The following is a 15,836-nucleotide window of genomic DNA, read 5'->3' as shown; positions in this document are numbered from 1 at the left end:
CTTTCGGGGCACTTTCGGCTGGCGCGGCGACCGAGGCGCGAGCGAAGTGGCCGCCTGCCGGATATCGTCAGAAGTGTGAATGAACGCCCGGGATCCTGGTTGCCACGCCTGCAGGAAGTCGGAGAACGGCTGGCCGAGGAATGGGTCTCGGCACGCCGCCCCAAGGAGGATGACAGCGGCCCGCGCCCGGACGAACTACGCGCCTCCGACGACGATCGCGAGCGGTTCGTCCAGGTGCTCCAGGACGCCCACGCCGACGGCCGCCTCATGCTCGACGAGCTGGAGGAACGGCTCGGCGTCGTCTACGCGGCCCGGACGCTGGGCGAGCTCGCCGCGGTGACGGCCGACCTGCTGCCGGCGGAGCAGCAACCGCTGAACCTCGACGGCAGGCCGGTGTCGGCGTTCTTCAAGCAGGAGCAGCGCGGCGGACGCTGGGTGGTGCCCGCCGAGCTGACCGTGACCGCCATGTTCGGCACCACCAAGCTGGACCTCCGCGAAGCCATCCTGCAGAACCGGCGCGTCATCATCAACGCGACGCTGGTCTTCGGCGGTCTGGAGATCCACGTGCCCGAGGGCCTTGAGGTGATCCGCGTCGCGAAGGGCAGCACGGTCCGGCTGACCAAGCAGCCGACCGAGCCCGAAGCGCCGGTGGTCGAGGTGCGCACCACGAACTTCGTGGGCGACGTCAAGGTCAAAGAGCCGCCCCGCCGCAAGCGCCGCCGCTGATCCCCTATCCGGCCGTGTCGAAGTTGATCGCGCTGTAGGCGCGCAGCTTCGTGAGCTGGTGCTCGCTGTCCACCTTGCGGATGGTGCCGGAACGCCCGCGCATCACCAGCGAGTGCGTCAGCGCCACCCCGCCCCTGAACCGTACGCCCTGCATGAGCTCGCCCTGCGTGATGCCGGTCGCCGCGAAGAACACATCCTCAGAACGCACCAGGTCGTTCGTGGTCAGCACCTGGCCGAGGTCGTGCCCGGCGTCGAGCGCCTTCTGCCGCTCGGCGTCATCGCGCGGCCACAGCTTGCCCTGGATGACACCACCCAGGCACTTGAGCGCGCACGCGGCCACGATGCCCTCGGGCGTGCCGCCGATGCCCAGCATCAGGTCTATGCCGGTGTCGGCGCGGGCCGCCATGATCGCGCCCGCCACGTCGCCGTCGACGATGAACTTGATCCGCGCCCCGGTCTCCCTGATCTCCTTGACCATCTGCTCGTGCCGCGGGCGGTCGAGTACGACGACCGTCACGTCGGAGGACGAACAGCCCTTGGCCCTGGCGACCGCCTGGATGTTCGTGGCCACCGGAGCCTCGATGTCGACCACGTCAGCGGCGTCGGGGCCGGTGACCAGCTTCTCCATGTAGAACACGGCCGACGGGTCGTACATCGAGCCGCGCTCGCTCACCGCGATCACCGACACCGCGTCCGGCATGCCGAGCGCCGTCAGCCGGGTGCCGTCGATCGGGTCCACGGCCACGTCGCAGTCGGCGCCGCTGCCGTCGCCGACGCGTTCGCCGTTGAACAGCATCGGGGCGTGGTCCTTCTCGCCCTCCCCGATGACCACCAACCCGTTCATCGACACGGTGTTGATCAGCTGGCGCATCGCGTTGACCGCGGCGCCGTCAGCGCCGTTCTTGTCGCCCCTGCCCACCCAGCGGGCCGCCGCCATCGCGGCCGCCTCGGTGACGCGTACGAGTTCCAGAGCCAGGTTGCGATCAGGGGCGCGCTCTCCCGTGGCCAGCGCTGCGGGTACGGACGTCTGATCGGACATGATGAAGGGCCTCCTCGTGGACAAACTGTCTCGATCGTAGTTGTCCCTGTATCCCCGGTCACCGGAGGATAATGTGCCTGCCATGAGCAGCGATGTGGAACAACCGGCGACAGCCCGCACCTCCGGGCGAGGCGCGGCCACGCGCAGCGCGCTACTCAAGGCCGCCAGAGACGTCTTCGTCTCCAAGGGTTTCGCCGAGGCCGGAGTGACCGATGTGGTGGCCAAGGCCGATGCCAGCGTGGGCAGCCTCTACCACCACTTCTCCGGCAAGGCCGACCTCTACCTCACGCTGTTCGAGGAGTGGCAGGGCAGGCAGGCCCAGCGGACCAAGCAGGCCGCCCGCGAGGCTCGCGCCGAAGGAGAGAGCGACCCGATGCGGGTCTTCATCCGCGCCGCCCGCGCCTACCTCGACGGGTGCATCGAGGAACGCGAGCTCGCCGCGCTGTTCCTGCGCGGCGACGGGCCGCCCGGCTTCGAGCTCGTCATGCGCGCCCGGTTGCGCAAATGGGCCGAGCGCAACGCCGCGCTCTTCGAGGACCAAGGGGCACTGGTGGTCGTCCTCACGGGCGCGCTCGCGGCCGCCGTCTCCGAGGTGGTGCTGTCGGACGACCCCGCGCTGGCCGAGGACGTGCTCGCCATCATCGGCCAGATCCGCCCGGCCGCTTCGTCGGGCGGCATCACCAGCGGGTAATCTCGCCAGTTGTGCGACGGTTCACGGAAGGTTTCTACGGCTACGCGGTAGCCCTGCTCGTCTGTCTTGTGGGGGTAGGGCTGTTCCTGCTGGTCACGCCGCAGAGCCGGGAGGAGCACATTCCCAAGCTCAACTACTCCATCACCGTCGCCAACTTCGCACATGACGTGCCCTACCAGGTGTGGGCGCCCGCGAAGGACCCGGCGGGCTGGATCCCCAACAGCAACAAGATCGCCAAGGGCTCCGGCGGGGCCCAGGTCCTCTACCTGGGCTATGCGACGGCCAAGAGGCAGCACGCCATGTTCGTGCAGAGCGACGAGAAGCCGGCCGCCGGGTTCGCCGACCGGATGGCCAACTCCAACCGGGCCGTGGGCACCCAGCAGGTGGCCGGGCAACCCTGGGAACAGCGCTTCCGCGAGGACAAGAACCAGCGCTCGCTGATCCGGGTGCTGCCGGAGGTCACCTTGGTCGTCACCGGCACGGCCGACTGGACCGAGCTGGGCGAGCTGGCCGCCATCCTGCAACAGCGACCGAAGCCGACAAGCTGACCCACGCCTCCGACCGGGAGGCGGCGGCCGGAGGCGAGAGTCTGACCCGCTCCTCGCCGGGGCTCCTCGGCGGGCCAGGGCGCGGGATGTCGGTGCCTGACTCTAGGGTGGTGCCCGTGGCAGAAGAGAAGGCACCCTCATACGAGCAGGCCCGCGAGGAGTTGACCGAGGTGGTGCGCCGCCTGGAGACGGGCGGGCTCACCCTGGAGCAGTCGATCGAGCTGTGGGAGCGCGGCGAGAAGCTGGCCGCCATCTGCGAGGAGTGGCTACAGGGCGCCAGGGTGAAGCTCGCCGCCGCCATGGCCCGCCGCGCCGACCCCACCACCAACCAGTCGGACGACGCCCCGTTCTAGTCGCCCACAGCCGGACGACGTCCCACAGCCGGACGACGCTCGTTCTGGCCGCTGATGCCCGTCAGGCGGAGCGGTGGAGGGCCACTACCGGGATGCGGCGGGTGGTCTTCTCCTGATACTCCGCGAAACCCGGGGCGATCGTGACCACGTGGGCATAGAGCCTGTCGCGCTCTTCCTCGCCCACGACCTCGGCCGTGAGTTCGTACGTCTCCGTCCCGATCTCGGCGGTCACCTCGGGGTTGGCGACCAGGTTGTGGTACCACGCCGGGTGGTGGTCCGCGCCGGCGTACGAGGCGATGACGATGTAGCGGTCACCGTCCTCGAAGTACATCACCGGGCTGGTCGTGCGCTTGCCGCTCTTGGCGCCCGTGGTCGTGAGAAGCAACAGGTTGGCACCCTCGAACATGCCCCCGACCTTGCCCTTGTTGGCACGGAACTCGGCGATGATCTGCTCGTTGAAGTCGTTCGCCATGATCGCTCCTCGAATCGGAAATTTCTCCATTTATGGCAGCCAAAGCCTAGCCGGAGATATTTCCGTTTACCACGTTTATGCTCAGTCTGTGTGCGAGCGTCGATCCCTGCCGATCATCGGGCAGCCCCAGCCCGAACGGGCTGACGCGGCCCGCAACAGGCAGAAGATCGTCGAAGTGGCCGCCAAGATGGTCGCCGACGGGTGTATCGGCCGGCTCTCCCTCGACGAGGTCGCTCGTGAGGCGTGCGTGGGGGTCGGCACCGTCTACCGTCGCTTCGGGGATCGGGCCGGTTTGGTGCTGGCGCTGATCGACGATCGCGAGCGGCGCTTCCAAGAAGACTTCCTGCGCGGGCCGCCGCCGATCGGGCCGGGCGCGCCTCCTGCCGAGCGGATCCGGGCGTTCCTGCACGCGCTGATCGATCGGGTGGTGGCGCAGATGGACCTGTTCCTGCTGCTCGGGCCGCCGACCGCACAGCTCAGTGGGGCGTACAGGGCGCATCACACCCACCTGGCCGGACTCCTCGCCCAGGTACGCCCGGAAGGCGCGAGTTTCCTGGCCGACGCGCTGCTGGCGCCGATCAACGCCCATCTGCTCCAGTACCAGCGGGACCAACGTGGCATGTCGATCGAGGAGATCAAGGCCGGATTCGACGCCTTGACCCAGGCGATCAGAACATGAGGCAAGGCAGGTCGCCCTCGAAGTCCGGTTCAAGCGGTTTCGAGAGCCAAGCGCCCGCTAAAAAGCCAGGTCGGGAGCGGGCCGTCCCCGAAAGCCGGCTCAGGAGGCGGTTTCGTCGGAAGCCTTCTTGCGGGGCTTGCGGGGTTTGGCGGGGTCTTCCGTACGGACGGTCAGGCGGTCGTCGCTGAGCCGGATCGTCAGCAGGGAGCCGGGGGCCACGTCCTTGGCCAGCCGGACGACCTCCCCGGACGGATCCTGGACGATGGCGTAGCCGCGTTCGAGCGTGGCGGCGGGCGAGAGGGCGACGAGCCGGGCGCGGAGATGCGACAGTGAGTCCTCCGCGCGGTCGAGCGAGCCGCCCAGCGAGCGCCTGGTCCGGTCGCGGAGCGCCTCGACCTGCTCGGCCCGGCGTTCGAGCTCGCGCACCGGGTCGGCCAGCGAGGGCCGGGAGCGCGCCGACGTCAGCCAGGACATCTCCCGGTCGAGCCAGCCGCCGAGCACCCTGCGACCCCTGTCACGCAGCTGACGCACCAGCGTGAGCTGCTCGCCCACGTCGGGCACCACCTTCTTGGCGGCGTCGGTCGGCGTCGAGGCCCGTACGTCGGCCACCAGGTCGAGCAGCGGACTGTCCTGCTCGTGGCCGATCGCGCTCACGACAGGAGTGCGGCAGGCGGCCACGGAGCGCACCAGCGTCTCGTCGGAGAACGGCAGGAGGTCTTCCAGGGAGCCGCCGCCACGGGCGATGACGATCACTTCGATCTCGGCGTCCGCGTCGAACTTACGCAGCGCCTCGGTGACCTCGCCCACGGCGTACGGGCCCTGGACGGCCACCTCCTCGACCTTGAACCGCACGGCCGGCCAGCGGCGCCTGGAGTTTTCCAGCACGTCACGCTCCGCCGCCGAGTCGCGGCCACAGATCAGCCCGACCGTGCCGGGCAGGAACGGCAGCCGCCGCTTCCTGTCGGCGTTGAACAGGCCCTCGGCGGCCAGCAGCTGGCGCAGCCGTTCGAGCCGCGCGAGCAGCTCGCCCACGCCGATCGGCCTGATCTCCAGCGCGGTGAAGGCGAACGAGCCCTTGTTGACCCAGAAGTCGGGCTTGACGTGCACCACGACCCGCGCGCCGTCGGCCGGGCGGGGCATGGTCGCTTCGTAGACGCCGCGCGGGGCGGTGACCCGGGCCGACACGTTGGCCACCGGGTCGCGCAGCGTCATGAACACCGTGCCGCCACGCGCGCTCAGATCGGTGATCTGGCCCTCGACCCAGACCGTGCCCAGCTTGCCGATCCAGCCGCCCACCATCTGCAGGACGGTGCGGATCGGCAGCGGAGACTCGGGCGAGGTCTTCGAGGTCATGGCGGAAGACTACGGTGCCGGGACGACTTATTCCCCGGCCTGCAGCTTGACCAGGCGGTTCTCGAACATCCGGACAACCTCGGGCCGCCCGCTCGTGGCCTGCTCGTACGCGATGAGCTCGGTGATCTGCTCGGCGGACTTGCCGCGCATCCTGGCGCGCAGGGAGGCGACGGTCAGCTCGGAGTAGCCGGGCAGCGGCTCGGCCAGGTCGGTGGCGGCCTTCGTCTCGGTGACGGCCGCTGCCTCGGCGGTGGCCTTCGCCTTGGGAGTCGCCTTCGGCTTGGGGGTGGTCTTTGCCTCGGGGCTTGCCTCCGCCTCGGTGGTCGCCTCGGTCTCGGTGGCGGTCACCGTCTCCGTGGCGGCCTTGGCCTTGGGGGCGGCCTTCGGCTTGGCGGCGGCCCGAGGCTTGGCAGGGGTCCGGGGCTTGGTGGCCCGCGCGGGCTTGACCTCGACGGCCTCCGGCGCGACCGGCTCCGCCCCGGCCACCGGTTCGGGGGCGACAGCGGGCTCGACGGTGGCGACTTCAGGCTCGGGGGCGACCGCAGGCTCGACGGTGGCGGCCTCAGGCTCGGGCGCGATCTTGGGCTCAGGGACGGCGACGGGTTCGGGCACGACAGCGGGCTCAACGGTCGCGGCCTCAGGCGCGGTCTTGGGCTCGGGCGCCACGGCGGGCTCAACGGTCGCGGCCTCAGACGCGGCCACCGGCTCGGGAGTGGTCACCGGGGCGGGCGCGGCGGCAGCGGTCTCGGTGGTGGCCTCGGGCTTCGGCTTGGCCGCCGGGGCGAAGATGACCGGGTCCGGCTTGGTCTTGGGGGAGCCGTTGGACGCGGGGGTGTCGGACGGCGTGGGGCGCGGCGCGAAGATGACCGGCTCCTTGCGAGCGGGCTTCGCCACCTCCTCGTCCGCGGTCACGGGCGGCGTCACCTGGTCGGCGGCGGACGGGCGGGAGTCGTGGTCCGCTTCCTTGTCCTCCTTGCCGCCGATCCCCTTGATCGAGTTCTTCATCCGGTCGACGAGCAGCAGCGCCTGACCGGCCGCGCTCAAAGTGGTCTGGATCACGAGGAGGGGAAGGTCTTTGGCCTTCTCCTTCAGCTCGTCCTTGTTGGTGATGGTCTTCGTGATGTTGCGTATCACGTCGCTGAGGGACATGACGTCTCCCTGGGAGGTCTGTATTGGACGGCCAGTCTGGCACGGCGGGCAACCACGCACGCGCGGGCCTGTTGGCCGCTCCACGTAGCATAAGAAGTATGGAGCCCCAGACCCCCACTTCCCGCCGAGTGCTCGTTGCCCGGCCACGCGGCTACTGCGCCGGAGTCGATCGAGCCGTGGTGGCGGTCGAGAAAGCCCTGGAGCAGTACGGTGCGCCCGTCTACGTGCGTAAGCAGATCGTCCACAACACGCACGTGGTCAAGACGCTGGAGGCCAGAGGCGCGATCTTCGTCGAGGAGACCGAAGAAGTGCCCGAGGGCGAGATCGTGGTGTTCTCGGCCCACGGTGTCTCGCCCGCGGTGCACGACGAGGCCAGGCAACGCGGATTGCGCACGATCGACGCTACCTGCCCGCTGGTCACCAAGGTGCATAACGAGGCAAAGAGGTTCGCGGGTCAGGAATACGACATCCTGCTGATCGGACACGAGGGGCACGAAGAGGTCGAGGGCACCGCCGGTGAGGCGCCCGACCACATCCAGCTCGTCGACGGCCTCGACTCCGTCGACCGGATCCAGGTCAAGGACCCGTCCAAGCTGGTCTGGCTGTCGCAGACCACGCTCTCGGTCGACGAGACCAACGAGACGGTGGCCAAACTCAAGGAACGCTTCCCCACGCTGATCGACCCGCCCAGCGACGACATCTGCTACGCGACGCAGAACCGCCAGGTCGCGGTCAAGGAGATCGCCGCCGAGTCGCAGCTGGTCATCGTGGTCGGGTCGGAAAACTCCTCCAACTCCAAGCGCCTGGTCGAGGTGGCCAAGGACTACGGCGCCGACGCCTCCTACCTGGTCGACAACGCCACCTTCATCCGTGACGAGTGGCTCGAGGGCGTGACCACGGTCGGCGTGACCAGTGGCGCCTCGGTGCCGGAGGAGCTGGTCGCCGAGGTGCTGGCCCGGCTGGCCGAGCACGGGTTCGACGACGTCGCGGAGGTCGAGCCGGTCCACGAGAGCGTGCGCTTCGCGCTGCCGCACGAGCTCCGCAAGGACCTCCGAGCCTCCTGACCTCGGGCGCGCGTAGCCTCGTCAGCGTCCCCGGGCGTGCCCGGGGGCCTGGTCACTCCTCGGTGCGCGCCGTGCCGTACACCTTGGGCTCGAAGTAGCCCTCAGGCTCCGGTACGAACGACTGGCGCGGGCGTGGCGCTTCGGCGCCCGCCCGCAGCTCCTCGCGCAGATCCCGTACGTTGTCGCGCAGCCCGCGACGCCAGGCGACGACCAGCACGATCGCCGAGCCCGCGAACAGCCAGGGCGCCCCGCGCGACAACGAGCTGAACAGGCCGACCAGGAGCGACTGCATGATCGACAGCGCGCCGAACGCCCGGCCCAGCTCGACGAAGAACGTCGCGACGAAGAACACCAGCGGCGGCGTCACCACCAGCGACAGCAGCTCGCGCGGGTTGACCAGGAGCACGCCGAGCAGGCTCGCCACCACGAACACCGGCCCGACCACGATAGGCAGGTTGATCACGGCGGCCACGACATAGGCCGCCAGTGTGGCGATCAAGGCGAGCGCGATGGCACCGCGAGCGGTCAGCCTGACGGCTGATCGCTTGCCTCTCTCACTCATTGGCCCCCGCCCCCTTACTGCGACCCGTTGGCCAACTTACCGTTCGCGTGCGAGATCAGAGACGAGGTTTCCAGCAGTTCGGGCGAGGCCAGCGGCCTGGGCAGGCCCTCCAGCATCTCCGGAGCGTCGAGTTCGCCGTCGACGACGCCCAGATCGTGCAGCTTGCGCGCGCTGACCAGTACGCGGCTTTCGAGCGATCCCACGGTCTTGTTGTACGCCTCGACGGCCCGGGTCAGGGACTTGCCCAGGGACTCGACATTCCTGCCCAGCGACGAGAGCCGCTCGTACAACTCCTTGCCCAGCTCGAACACCGCGCGCGCGTTCTCGCTCAGCGCGGCCTGCTGCCAGGCGTACTGGGCGGTGCGCAGCATCGTGATCAGCGTGGTCGGGGTGGCGATGTGCACGCGGCGCGTCATCGCGTACTCCAGCAACGCCGGATCCCGCTCCAGCGCGGGCGCCAGGAACGCCTCACCGGGGATGAACAGCACCACGAACTCCGGCGACGGGTTGAACCCCTGCCAGTACGTCTTGGCGGCCAGCCGGTCGACGTGCTCGCGTACGTGCCTGGCGTGCGCGTCGAGCCGCACGGTGGCCAGCGAGTCGTCGGACGCCTCCGCGGCCTCCAGATAGGCGGCCAGCGACACCTTGGAGTCGATCACGATGTTCTTGCCGCCGGCCAGCCGCACGATCATGTCGGGCCGCATGGCGCCCTCGGTGACCTGCTCGTCGAAGTCGCAGTAGCGCTGCATCCCGGCGATCTCGGCGACCCTGCGCAGCTGCAGTTCGCCCCACCGGCCACGGGCCTCGGGCCGTTGCAGCGCGCGGACCAGTGCCGTGGTCTGCGAACGCAGCTCCGCGCTGCTCTGCCGGACGAACTCCATCTGCTTGGCCAGCTCCGCCCGGCCGGCGCGCTGGGCCGACTCGGTGTCGCGCAGCTGGGCCTCCACCCGCGTGAGCGCGTCCTTCAGTGGTTCGACCAGGTGCTCGACCGCCTGCCTGCGCTGGTCGAGGTCGCCGCTGGCCTCGGCGCGGCTGGCGGCCAGCCGCGTCTCGGCCAGCTCCAGGAAGCGGAGGTTGTTGACGTCTAGCGCCCGGGTGGACAGCGCCTGGAAGCGCTCGGCGAGCTGCTCCTCGACGTAGACGAGCTTGTCGGCGGCCGATCTGGCCTTGGCGTCGGACTCGGCCAGCCGCACCGCCGCCCGGGTGCGGGCGATCATGAACCCGATGGCCAACCCAACGGCGAGGCCGATGAGAAGCGAGACGACATCCACTCCTTCGCTGTCCACTCCAACGATGATTGCAGGTCATCGATCGCGGATCTCTCCGACACGCTTGGGCATTCCGCTTGTGCGCCTCATCATCAGTCACCCACAGTACTTGTATGATTACCCGATGGCGGCCGACGCTGTCGCTCGTGGCGGCGCTCGCCGTGGCGGCCGGCGTGGTCGCGCTGGCGGTGGTGGTCGTCCGCGCCGGCTCCCCGCGCCCCGTCGCCGCCCTGAACCCCCGGCCGGCGCTGCGGTGGGAGGCCGGCGCGTGCGTACGCCGATCCGCCGAACGCTACGACCTGACGCCCTGCAACGGCGGCGACGCCGAGGTGGTCGCCTTGTCCGCCGACCCACCGGGGCCAGGCGCCTGCCCCAACGACGTCGACGACGTCCTGCGCATCGACGGAGGGCGCGCCGCCTGCGTACGTAACTTCCTCGAACCGCACCCCGGCGCGCCGGGCGGTGGCGGGGGAGTGCTCAGACCGGGCGACTGCGTCGCGCTCGACGGCCGCGAGCGGCCGTGTTCGGGATCAGGCTGGTACGGCAGAGCCGTCGCCCTCGTCCGTTCACCGTCGAGCTGCCCCGCGACCACGCTCGACACGCTGACTTTGGGCGGTCCGGCACCCGGCACACCGTCCGGCGACGCCGTGATCTGCCTGGGCCGCGGCGGCAAGGTGCTCGGCCGGGGGATGTGCGTGGCCGAGCCGGGCCCCGGCGCGGTGACCAGGTCGGCGATCGACCGGGTCGCCTGCGCGTCGCCGAGGGCCTGGGCCCGGGTGACCGCCTTCGCCGAGTCCGCCGCGAGCTGCCCGGGCAGCTCCGAGCGCTACCTGGAGGCTCGGGGCGCCTATCGGCCCGTGACCTGCCTGAGTCTTGTGAGCAAGTAAACTCGGCGAACGTGAGCCTCTCCATCGGCATTGTCGGTTTGCCCAACGTCGGCAAGTCCACGCTGTTCAACGCGTTGACCAAGACCGGCAACGCGCTAGCCGCGAACTACCCGTTCGCCACCATCGAGCCCAACGTGGGCATCGTGGGCGTGCCCGACGACCGGCTGCCCAAGCTGGCCGAGATCTTCTCCTCGGCGAAGGTGCTGCCCGCCAAGGTGGAGTTCGTCGACATCGCCGGCCTGGTCAAGGGCGCCTCGGAGGGGCAGGGGCGGGGCAACCAGTTCCTCGCCAACATCCGTGACACCGACGCGATCTGCCAGGTGATCCGGGTCTTCACCGACCCCGACGTCACGCACGTCGACGGCGAGATCTCCCCCAAGCGCGACATCGAGACCATCAACACCGAGTTGATCATGGCCGACCTGCAGACCGTCGAGAAGGCCGTGCCGCGCCTGCAGAAGGAGGCGCGCCACAACAAGGACAAGAAGGCCGCCCTGGAGGCCGCGGAGGCCGCTCTGGCCGTGCTCGAGACCGGCAAGACCATCTTCGAGAGCGGCCTCGACCGTGAGGAGCTGCGTGAGCTCCACCTGCTGACGGCCAAGCCGTTCCTCTACGTGTTCAACCTCGACGCCGACGAGCTGATCGACTCCGCGCTCAGGGAGCAGCTGTCCACCCTGGTCGCCCCGGCCGAGGCGGTCTTCCTCGACGCCAAGATCGAGTCGGAGCTGGTCGAGCTCGACGACGAGGAGGCGCTGGAGCTGCTGCAATCGGTGGGCCAGGAGGAGTCCGGCCTGTCGCAGCTGGCGAGAGTGGGCTTCGAGACGCTCGGCCTGCAGACCTACCTGACGGCCGGGCCCAAGGAGACCAGGGCCTGGACGATCCGTAAGGGCGCCACCGCGCCCGAGGCCGCCGGCGTGATCCACACCGACTTCCAGCGCGGCTTCATCAAGGCCGAGGTCGTCTCGTTCGACGACCTGGTCGAGGCGGGCTCCATCGCCAGCGCCCGCTCGGTGGGCAAGGCCCGCATCGAGGGCAAGGACTACGTCATGCGTGACGGAGACGTCGTGGAGTTCCGCTTCAACGTCTAATACGTGTGGCGAAAGTCCGTCTGACCTGTGGCGGAGTGGGTTGGGCGGCCTTTGCGGTCGGCGCAGAGTCCGCAGCGTGCTGACTTCGGTCAGCGCGCGGGGTTAGCGGCTATGGGCTGCACGCGGCCGGGATGTGGTCTTCCACCTCACTTGTGCAGGAGCATCCGCAGCTCCGCTCCACGGCCAGAAGCGCACGGGAGTGGCTGGTCGCGCGCGGAGTCGGTTCCTGAGTCCGGTCGCTCGCCACTGAGAGGGGCCCGCGCGGCGGTCAGCCGATTCACTGTTGGTTGATACGACCCGAGTGCTATCATGGCTGATATCGGCTGAGGAGGTGGTTCTGATGTCATCCATCGTCGTCCGCGGGCTCGAGGAGTCCGTAAAGAAGCAGCTCGCCGTTCAGGCGAAGGAGCATGGCCGCTCCATGGAAGCCGAGGTCCGCGACATCCTTACGAAGGCCGCGCGCCGGCCCCACATCGGCCTGGCGCTCATGCGGGCCGCGCAGGAGGCTGGCGGGATCGACGATCTCGTTATCCCTGAGCGCAGCGACGTCGCGCGAGCGGTGGACTTCGAGTGATCGTCCTCGACACGAACGTCATCTCGGAGATCTTCCGACCGAAGCCCGATGCCCGCGTCGTGGCATGGCTGGAGTCTCTCGCCGGCGATGTGGCCATCACCTCCGTCACGCTCGCCGAGCTTCTGGCCGGCGTGCGCCGTCTCCCAGACAGCAAGCGCAGGTCGGCGCTAAGCGCGACGATTGAATTCGCGCTGCAGCCCTACCGGGAGACCAGAGCAGTGCTGTCGTTCGACGAAGAGGCGGCAGCGCACTACGCCGACGTCCTCGTTGTGCGCGAACAGGCCGGACTGCCCATCAGCACGGCAGACGCCCAGATCGCTGCGATCTGCCGGTCCCACAAGGCCGCGTGCGCGACCCGCAACATCAAGGACTTCGTGCAGACGGGAATCGAACTGCTCGACCCATGGACAGACTGAGCTGGCTCCCTCGCTGCGCCCGACGCTGGCACGCTCCTTGGCGGAAAATTCCAGAGTCGCGTTCCGGTTCAACCTTTGATGGGTTTGCCGCCTGACATGCGGAAACATTAATTTGCGCTGGTTTTTGAGGGTGTTTTGTAGCGTTTCATGTCCTCCCACGGAACGTGGTGGAGTTCCGCTTCAACGTGTAGCGGGTGACGCACCACCATGTCGCTTATCCGGCAAATATGGTGGTCAGAAGGAGTCCGACTCTCCGGGGTTGGGCCTCTGGTTTCTTCCCGTGCTGAGATGCCTGACCTTTATGACTCGTGACCGTGAACGACAACTGGCGGGGCTGCTCTATTAACATCGATGTTAGTAACCTGTGTGGAGGTCGGCCTGGCAGCCCTTCGCCGGCACCGCGCCGTGCTTACCGACGAACCCGTTCCAGTCGTGGCTGTCTCGCGCAGCGGAGTCGACTGTCCGGGGCTCGATGCCGCCTACGGCCCTGGCGAATTGCTGACCGCTTGTCAGCTTTGAGCGGCGGATTTCCCACCCTGGAACCCCGTCGCCGCTGCCCGAGCCCGCCCCCGAAGCGCGTGGGCTCGGTGGGTGTGATGGGCCCTGAACCCCGGGGTTTCCCTCGGTCGCGGCATCCCGCCGGATTCTCCGCCCCTGGGCTGTCGCGGCTCAGGGGTGAATCCCACAACGACGGATTGCGTCGAAGTAGAGTTAGACATATTCCGTCGCAGCCGAGATGTGGGAGGGTGAGTGACGAAGGGCCTGCCGTCCAAGCCGGACGACGTAGTCGATCGGGACCGGGAGTGGGATCTACTCGCGGAGTTCCTCACCGATCCGGACCCGGCGATGCGGCTCGGCATCGTGTCCGGGCGGCGGCGGCATGGGAAGTCGTACCTTCTGCAGGCACTGTCCGAGCAGGTCGGCGGCCTGTATGTCACAGCCGTGCGGGAGGAAGGGCGGCTGCCCGCGATCCGGCGGTTCAGTGACGCGGTCGCCACCCACGCCGGCCTGCGGCCGGGGAGTTTGCGCCTGACCGACTGGCGTGACGTCCTGTCCAATGCCCTTGATGTGACCGCCCGTTCGTCGCACCCGCTCCTGGTGATCGATGAATTGCCGTACCTGCTCCAGCACTCGCCCGAAATCCCGGGACTGCTGCAACAGCTCTACGACGAGCGCCAGCGCGGTGCCCGGCCCGGTGCCGGGCCGGGCCCGCGGCTGATCCTGTGCGGCTCCGCGATGAGCGTCATGCACGAACTTCTCTCGGGGACCAAGCCGCTGCGCGGCCGTGCGGTGGTCGATCTACGGCTGGGTGCCTTCGGCTACCGGGCCAGCCGGGACTTCTGGCGGATCGATGACCCGCTGACTGCGCTGAAGGTGCACGCGGTCCTCGGCGGAGCCCCGGGCTACCGGCCGGTGGCCGCCCGTCCGCATCCGGACGACGGCTTCGACGCCTGGCTGACCCGGACGCTGCTCGATCCGGGGCGTGCGGTGTACTCCCGCGCCGAGACCGAGTACCTGCTGCGCGAGGACCCGAGGATCACGCAGCACACCCTGTACTACGACATCCTCACTGCGATCGCGCGGGGTGCCAGCACCCCCAGCAAGATCGGTGCTGCCCTGGAGCGCCCGCGCAACGCCGTCGCTTACCCCCTCGGAGTGCTGGAATCCACCGGCTACATCCGGCGCGAACAGGACATCCTCCGCTCCAGGCACCCCGTCATCACCCTCGCCGACCCCGTTATCCGCTTCAACCAGCTCATCACCCTCCCGCAGGCCGCCGCCGTCGAGCAGGGGTTCGCCGAGCAGGTGTGGCAGCAGGCCGCTCCGACCTTCAACTCCAAGATCCTCGGACCGCACTTCGAGGACCTGGCCCGTGACTTCACCCGCCGTTACGCCCACACCCTGCTGCCCGGTGGACTGCCCGGCCCGGTCGGCACCACCGAGGTCGCCGACCAGGCCGCCCGTACGAAGCACGAGGTCGATGTCATCGCCTTGGCCGCCGGCGAGCGCCCGCAGGCCCCTCGGGCGAGGATCGCGCTCCTCGGTGAGGCCAAGGCGACAGTCGCTCGCCGAGGGACCGGTGACCTGGAGCGCCTGGAACGTATCCGTGCCCTGCTCGCAGATCAGGGGCATGACACTGCTGCCACCACTCTGGCCCTGTACTCTCTGCACGGCTTCCACCCCGACCTGGTCGAACTGGCCGACCGCCGTGACGACCTCCTCCTGGTCGATCTGCTCACCCTCTATGGCAGCTGAGCTCCAGAGTGGCCGGTCTTCGGACGTGCCTGCTCTGGGGAGGGATGGGGGGCGCGTACCAGGTGAAGGCCGACTCTGCCTCGCGCATCCGCTCCTCCAAGCCCTCTGGAGTGTCGTCTTCGACGATCAACGGCCTCGGTGCCGGCCAGGCCGCTATGGCGTAGAAACGGCGGTTGCCGAGACTGTAGAGCACGCTCCAGCCGGGCCATGCCTGATCGAGTAGTTCGGCCTCGGCGCGGGCCGGGCCATCCCACAGGCGGCGGTACGCCTTCGTGTGAGCCTGGCCCTTACGGTGGCGGCCGGGGGCGCGGGCAGGGCGTCGCCGGATCATGAGATCACCCGCTCGGCGATCTCTTCCTGCCGGGCGACCTCGACCTTCAGCGCGTCGAAGGTGTCGGCGTCCACAGTGGGTTCCGCCCCTGCGCGCAACGCGTCCGGAGGGAACGCCTCGCGGCGGACGGCCCAGAAGCGGCCCCTGTCGCTGAGGATCAGCCGCCAACCGGGAATCGTCGGTTCGGGCGTAGCGGTCTTAGCATCGTCCATGGGTCGCAGCTCCTGTGCGATCAAGGAACCCCGTATGGCCTGTCCGCCTGCGGGGTTCCGCTTTACGTAGCGCTGACTGGTGCCATAGTTGAAGCGACTCAGCGTGTTGGACAAGACACGTAGCGTTGCCCTGGGGTCGGTGCAACGCGTGCAACGGATCGCGAGGCA

Annotated in this window: 19 protein-coding genes; 11 read left to right on the top strand and 8 right to left on the bottom strand. The window is 69.0% G+C overall.

Annotated features, from left to right (window positions below; genetic code table 11):
* Positions 1 to 75: 75 nt before the first annotated feature.
* Positions 76 to 726 carry a DUF1707 domain-containing protein gene (locus ACGFJ2_RS34540; RefSeq protein WP_357944081.1) on the top strand — a complete coding sequence of 217 codons (651 nt, stop codon included), beginning with the start codon at positions 76 to 78 and terminating at the stop codon, positions 724 to 726.
* A 4-nt stretch (positions 727 to 730) separates the two neighbouring features.
* Here the strand turns inward: ACGFJ2_RS34540 and glpX are convergent, their stop codons facing one another.
* The gene (gene glpX, locus ACGFJ2_RS34535) at positions 731 to 1,765 is read right to left on the bottom strand and encodes a class II fructose-bisphosphatase (protein ID WP_393475438.1); all 1,035 of its coding nucleotides are present in this window, start codon (positions 1,763 to 1,765) and stop codon (positions 731 to 733) included.
* An 82-nt stretch (positions 1,766 to 1,847) separates the two neighbouring features.
* On the opposite strand from glpX, the gene ACGFJ2_RS34530 reads away from it, so the two are divergent.
* From ACGFJ2_RS34530 to ACGFJ2_RS34520, 3 genes are all read left to right on the top strand, one after another.
* On the top strand, positions 1,848 to 2,456 hold the full coding sequence (locus tag ACGFJ2_RS34530) for a TetR/AcrR family transcriptional regulator (protein WP_393475436.1): 609 nt from the start codon (positions 1,848 to 1,850) through the stop codon (positions 2,454 to 2,456).
* 11 nt (positions 2,457 to 2,467) lie between these two features.
* Complete coding sequence (locus ACGFJ2_RS34525; RefSeq protein ID WP_357944087.1) at positions 2,468 to 3,004, top strand: DUF4245 domain-containing protein; 537 nt, start codon at positions 2,468 to 2,470, stop codon at positions 3,002 to 3,004.
* Between the two features lie 86 nt (positions 3,005 to 3,090).
* Positions 3,091 to 3,357: an exodeoxyribonuclease VII small subunit gene (locus ACGFJ2_RS34520; protein ID WP_225296495.1), complete on the top strand. Its 267-nt coding sequence runs from the start codon at positions 3,091 to 3,093 to the stop codon at positions 3,355 to 3,357.
* A 61-nt stretch (positions 3,358 to 3,418) separates the two neighbouring features.
* Here ACGFJ2_RS34520 and ACGFJ2_RS34515 read toward each other — a convergent pair whose 3' ends face one another.
* A complete protein-coding gene (locus tag ACGFJ2_RS34515; RefSeq protein WP_357944089.1) occupies positions 3,419 to 3,829 on the bottom strand; it encodes a nitroreductase family deazaflavin-dependent oxidoreductase in 411 nt (136 codons plus the stop codon).
* Between the two features lie 88 nt (positions 3,830 to 3,917).
* Here ACGFJ2_RS34515 and ACGFJ2_RS34510 point away from each other — a divergent pair, with 88 nt between their 5' ends.
* Positions 3,918 to 4,508 (top strand): TetR/AcrR family transcriptional regulator, encoded by a 591-nt coding sequence (locus ACGFJ2_RS34510; RefSeq protein WP_393475433.1) that lies wholly within the window; start codon positions 3,918 to 3,920, stop codon positions 4,506 to 4,508.
* Between the two features lie 99 nt (positions 4,509 to 4,607).
* Here the strand turns inward: ACGFJ2_RS34510 and xseA are convergent, their stop codons facing one another.
* Together xseA and ACGFJ2_RS34500 are read right to left on the bottom strand one after the other, a co-directional pair.
* Complete coding sequence (gene xseA, locus ACGFJ2_RS34505) at positions 4,608 to 5,861, bottom strand: exodeoxyribonuclease VII large subunit (protein WP_357944093.1); 1,254 nt, start codon at positions 5,859 to 5,861, stop codon at positions 4,608 to 4,610.
* A gap of 27 nt (positions 5,862 to 5,888) precedes the next feature.
* Entirely contained in the window at positions 5,889 to 7,010 is a 1,122-nt protein-coding gene (locus tag ACGFJ2_RS34500) for a hypothetical protein (protein WP_393475431.1), read from the bottom strand.
* A gap of 98 nt (positions 7,011 to 7,108) precedes the next feature.
* Here ACGFJ2_RS34500 and ACGFJ2_RS34495 point away from each other — a divergent pair, with 98 nt between their 5' ends.
* Positions 7,109 to 8,074, top strand: coding sequence for a 4-hydroxy-3-methylbut-2-enyl diphosphate reductase (locus tag ACGFJ2_RS34495; RefSeq protein ID WP_358448842.1), 966 nt, complete (start codon positions 7,109 to 7,111; stop codon positions 8,072 to 8,074).
* Between the two features lie 52 nt (positions 8,075 to 8,126).
* On the opposite strand, the gene ACGFJ2_RS34490 is transcribed toward ACGFJ2_RS34495, so the two are convergent.
* Together ACGFJ2_RS34490 and ACGFJ2_RS34485 are read right to left on the bottom strand one after the other, a co-directional pair.
* Positions 8,127 to 8,636 carry a DUF6542 domain-containing protein gene (locus ACGFJ2_RS34490; RefSeq protein WP_357944099.1) on the bottom strand — a complete coding sequence of 170 codons (510 nt, stop codon included), beginning with the start codon at positions 8,634 to 8,636 and terminating at the stop codon, positions 8,127 to 8,129.
* Between the two features lie 14 nt (positions 8,637 to 8,650).
* Positions 8,651 to 9,853: a DNA recombination protein RmuC gene (locus ACGFJ2_RS34485; protein ID WP_393476281.1), complete on the bottom strand. Its 1,203-nt coding sequence runs from the start codon at positions 9,851 to 9,853 to the stop codon at positions 8,651 to 8,653.
* Positions 9,854 to 10,017: 164 nt separating this feature from the next.
* Here ACGFJ2_RS34485 and ACGFJ2_RS34480 point away from each other — a divergent pair, with 164 nt between their 5' ends.
* From ACGFJ2_RS34480 to ACGFJ2_RS34460, 5 genes are all read left to right on the top strand, one after another.
* Positions 10,018 to 10,791: a hypothetical protein gene (locus ACGFJ2_RS34480; protein ID WP_393475428.1), complete on the top strand. Its 774-nt coding sequence runs from the start codon at positions 10,018 to 10,020 to the stop codon at positions 10,789 to 10,791.
* Positions 10,792 to 10,802: 11 nt separating this feature from the next.
* Positions 10,803 to 11,879 carry a redox-regulated ATPase YchF gene (gene ychF, locus ACGFJ2_RS34475; RefSeq protein WP_357944103.1) on the top strand — a complete coding sequence of 359 codons (1,077 nt, stop codon included), beginning with the start codon at positions 10,803 to 10,805 and terminating at the stop codon, positions 11,877 to 11,879.
* 340 nt (positions 11,880 to 12,219) lie between these two features.
* The gene (locus tag ACGFJ2_RS34470) at positions 12,220 to 12,453 is read left to right on the top strand and encodes a toxin-antitoxin system (protein WP_357944107.1); all 234 of its coding nucleotides are present in this window, start codon (positions 12,220 to 12,222) and stop codon (positions 12,451 to 12,453) included.
* Entirely contained in the window at positions 12,450 to 12,869 is a 420-nt protein-coding gene (locus ACGFJ2_RS34465; protein WP_357944108.1) for a type II toxin-antitoxin system VapC family toxin, read from the top strand. The genes ACGFJ2_RS34470 and ACGFJ2_RS34465 overlap by 4 nt, the downstream gene beginning before the upstream one ends.
* Before the next feature lie 750 nt (positions 12,870 to 13,619).
* Positions 13,620 to 15,125 carry an ATP-binding protein gene (locus tag ACGFJ2_RS34460; RefSeq protein ID WP_363989687.1) on the top strand — a complete coding sequence of 502 codons (1,506 nt, stop codon included), beginning with the start codon at positions 13,620 to 13,622 and terminating at the stop codon, positions 15,123 to 15,125.
* On the opposite strand, the gene ACGFJ2_RS34455 is transcribed toward ACGFJ2_RS34460, so the two are convergent.
* Both ACGFJ2_RS34455 and ACGFJ2_RS34450 read right to left on the bottom strand, forming a co-directional pair.
* Entirely contained in the window at positions 15,106 to 15,456 is a 351-nt protein-coding gene (locus ACGFJ2_RS34455) for a hypothetical protein (protein ID WP_357944110.1), read from the bottom strand. The two genes, ACGFJ2_RS34460 and ACGFJ2_RS34455, sit on opposite strands and share 20 nt — an antisense overlap.
* Positions 15,453 to 15,668: a hypothetical protein gene (locus ACGFJ2_RS34450; protein ID WP_357944112.1), complete on the bottom strand. Its 216-nt coding sequence runs from the start codon at positions 15,666 to 15,668 to the stop codon at positions 15,453 to 15,455. Before ACGFJ2_RS34450 ends, ACGFJ2_RS34455 begins: the two co-directional genes overlap by 4 nt.
* Positions 15,669 to 15,836: the final 168 nt, after the last annotated feature.

The organism is Nonomuraea sp. NPDC049028 (assembly GCF_043197735.1).
Classification (GTDB): Bacteria; Actinomycetota; Actinomycetes; order Streptosporangiales; family Streptosporangiaceae; genus Nonomuraea.
The sequence above is the reverse complement of the archived record's forward strand: the minus strand, read 5'-3'. Positions and strand labels throughout refer to the sequence as shown.

Excerpts from the sequence above, each read along its gene's own strand:
- ACGFJ2_RS34490 (WP_357944099.1), bottom strand. The coding sequence starts at position 8,636 with ATGAGTGAGAGAGGCAAGCGATCAGCCGTCAGGCTGACCGCTCGCGGT.
- ACGFJ2_RS34515 (WP_357944089.1), bottom strand. The coding sequence starts at position 3,829 with ATGGCGAACGACTTCAACGAGCAGATCATCGCCGAGTTCCGTGCCAAC.
- ACGFJ2_RS34520 (WP_225296495.1), top strand. The coding sequence starts at position 3,091 with ATGTCGGTGCCTGACTCTAGGGTGGTGCCCGTGGCAGAAGAGAAGGCA.
- ACGFJ2_RS34530 (WP_393475436.1), top strand. The coding sequence starts at position 1,848 with ATGAGCAGCGATGTGGAACAACCGGCGACAGCCCGCACCTCCGGGCGA.
- ACGFJ2_RS34495 (WP_358448842.1), top strand. The coding sequence starts at position 7,109 with ATGGAGCCCCAGACCCCCACTTCCCGCCGAGTGCTCGTTGCCCGGCCA.
- ACGFJ2_RS34470 (WP_357944107.1), top strand. The coding sequence starts at position 12,220 with ATGTCATCCATCGTCGTCCGCGGGCTCGAGGAGTCCGTAAAGAAGCAG.
- glpX (WP_393475438.1), bottom strand. The coding sequence starts at position 1,765 with ATGTCCGATCAGACGTCCGTACCCGCAGCGCTGGCCACGGGAGAGCGC.
- ACGFJ2_RS34485 (WP_393476281.1), bottom strand. The coding sequence starts at position 9,853 with ATGATCGCCCGCACCCGGGCGGCGGTGCGGCTGGCCGAGTCCGACGCC.
- ACGFJ2_RS34480 (WP_393475428.1), top strand. The coding sequence starts at position 10,018 with ATGATTACCCGATGGCGGCCGACGCTGTCGCTCGTGGCGGCGCTCGCC.
- ACGFJ2_RS34500 (WP_393475431.1), bottom strand. The coding sequence starts at position 7,010 with ATGTCCCTCAGCGACGTGATACGCAACATCACGAAGACCATCACCAAC.
- ACGFJ2_RS34450 (WP_357944112.1), bottom strand. The coding sequence starts at position 15,668 with ATGGACGATGCTAAGACCGCTACGCCCGAACCGACGATTCCCGGTTGG.
- ACGFJ2_RS34455 (WP_357944110.1), bottom strand. The coding sequence starts at position 15,456 with ATGATCCGGCGACGCCCTGCCCGCGCCCCCGGCCGCCACCGTAAGGGC.
- xseA (WP_357944093.1), bottom strand. The coding sequence starts at position 5,861 with ATGACCTCGAAGACCTCGCCCGAGTCTCCGCTGCCGATCCGCACCGTC.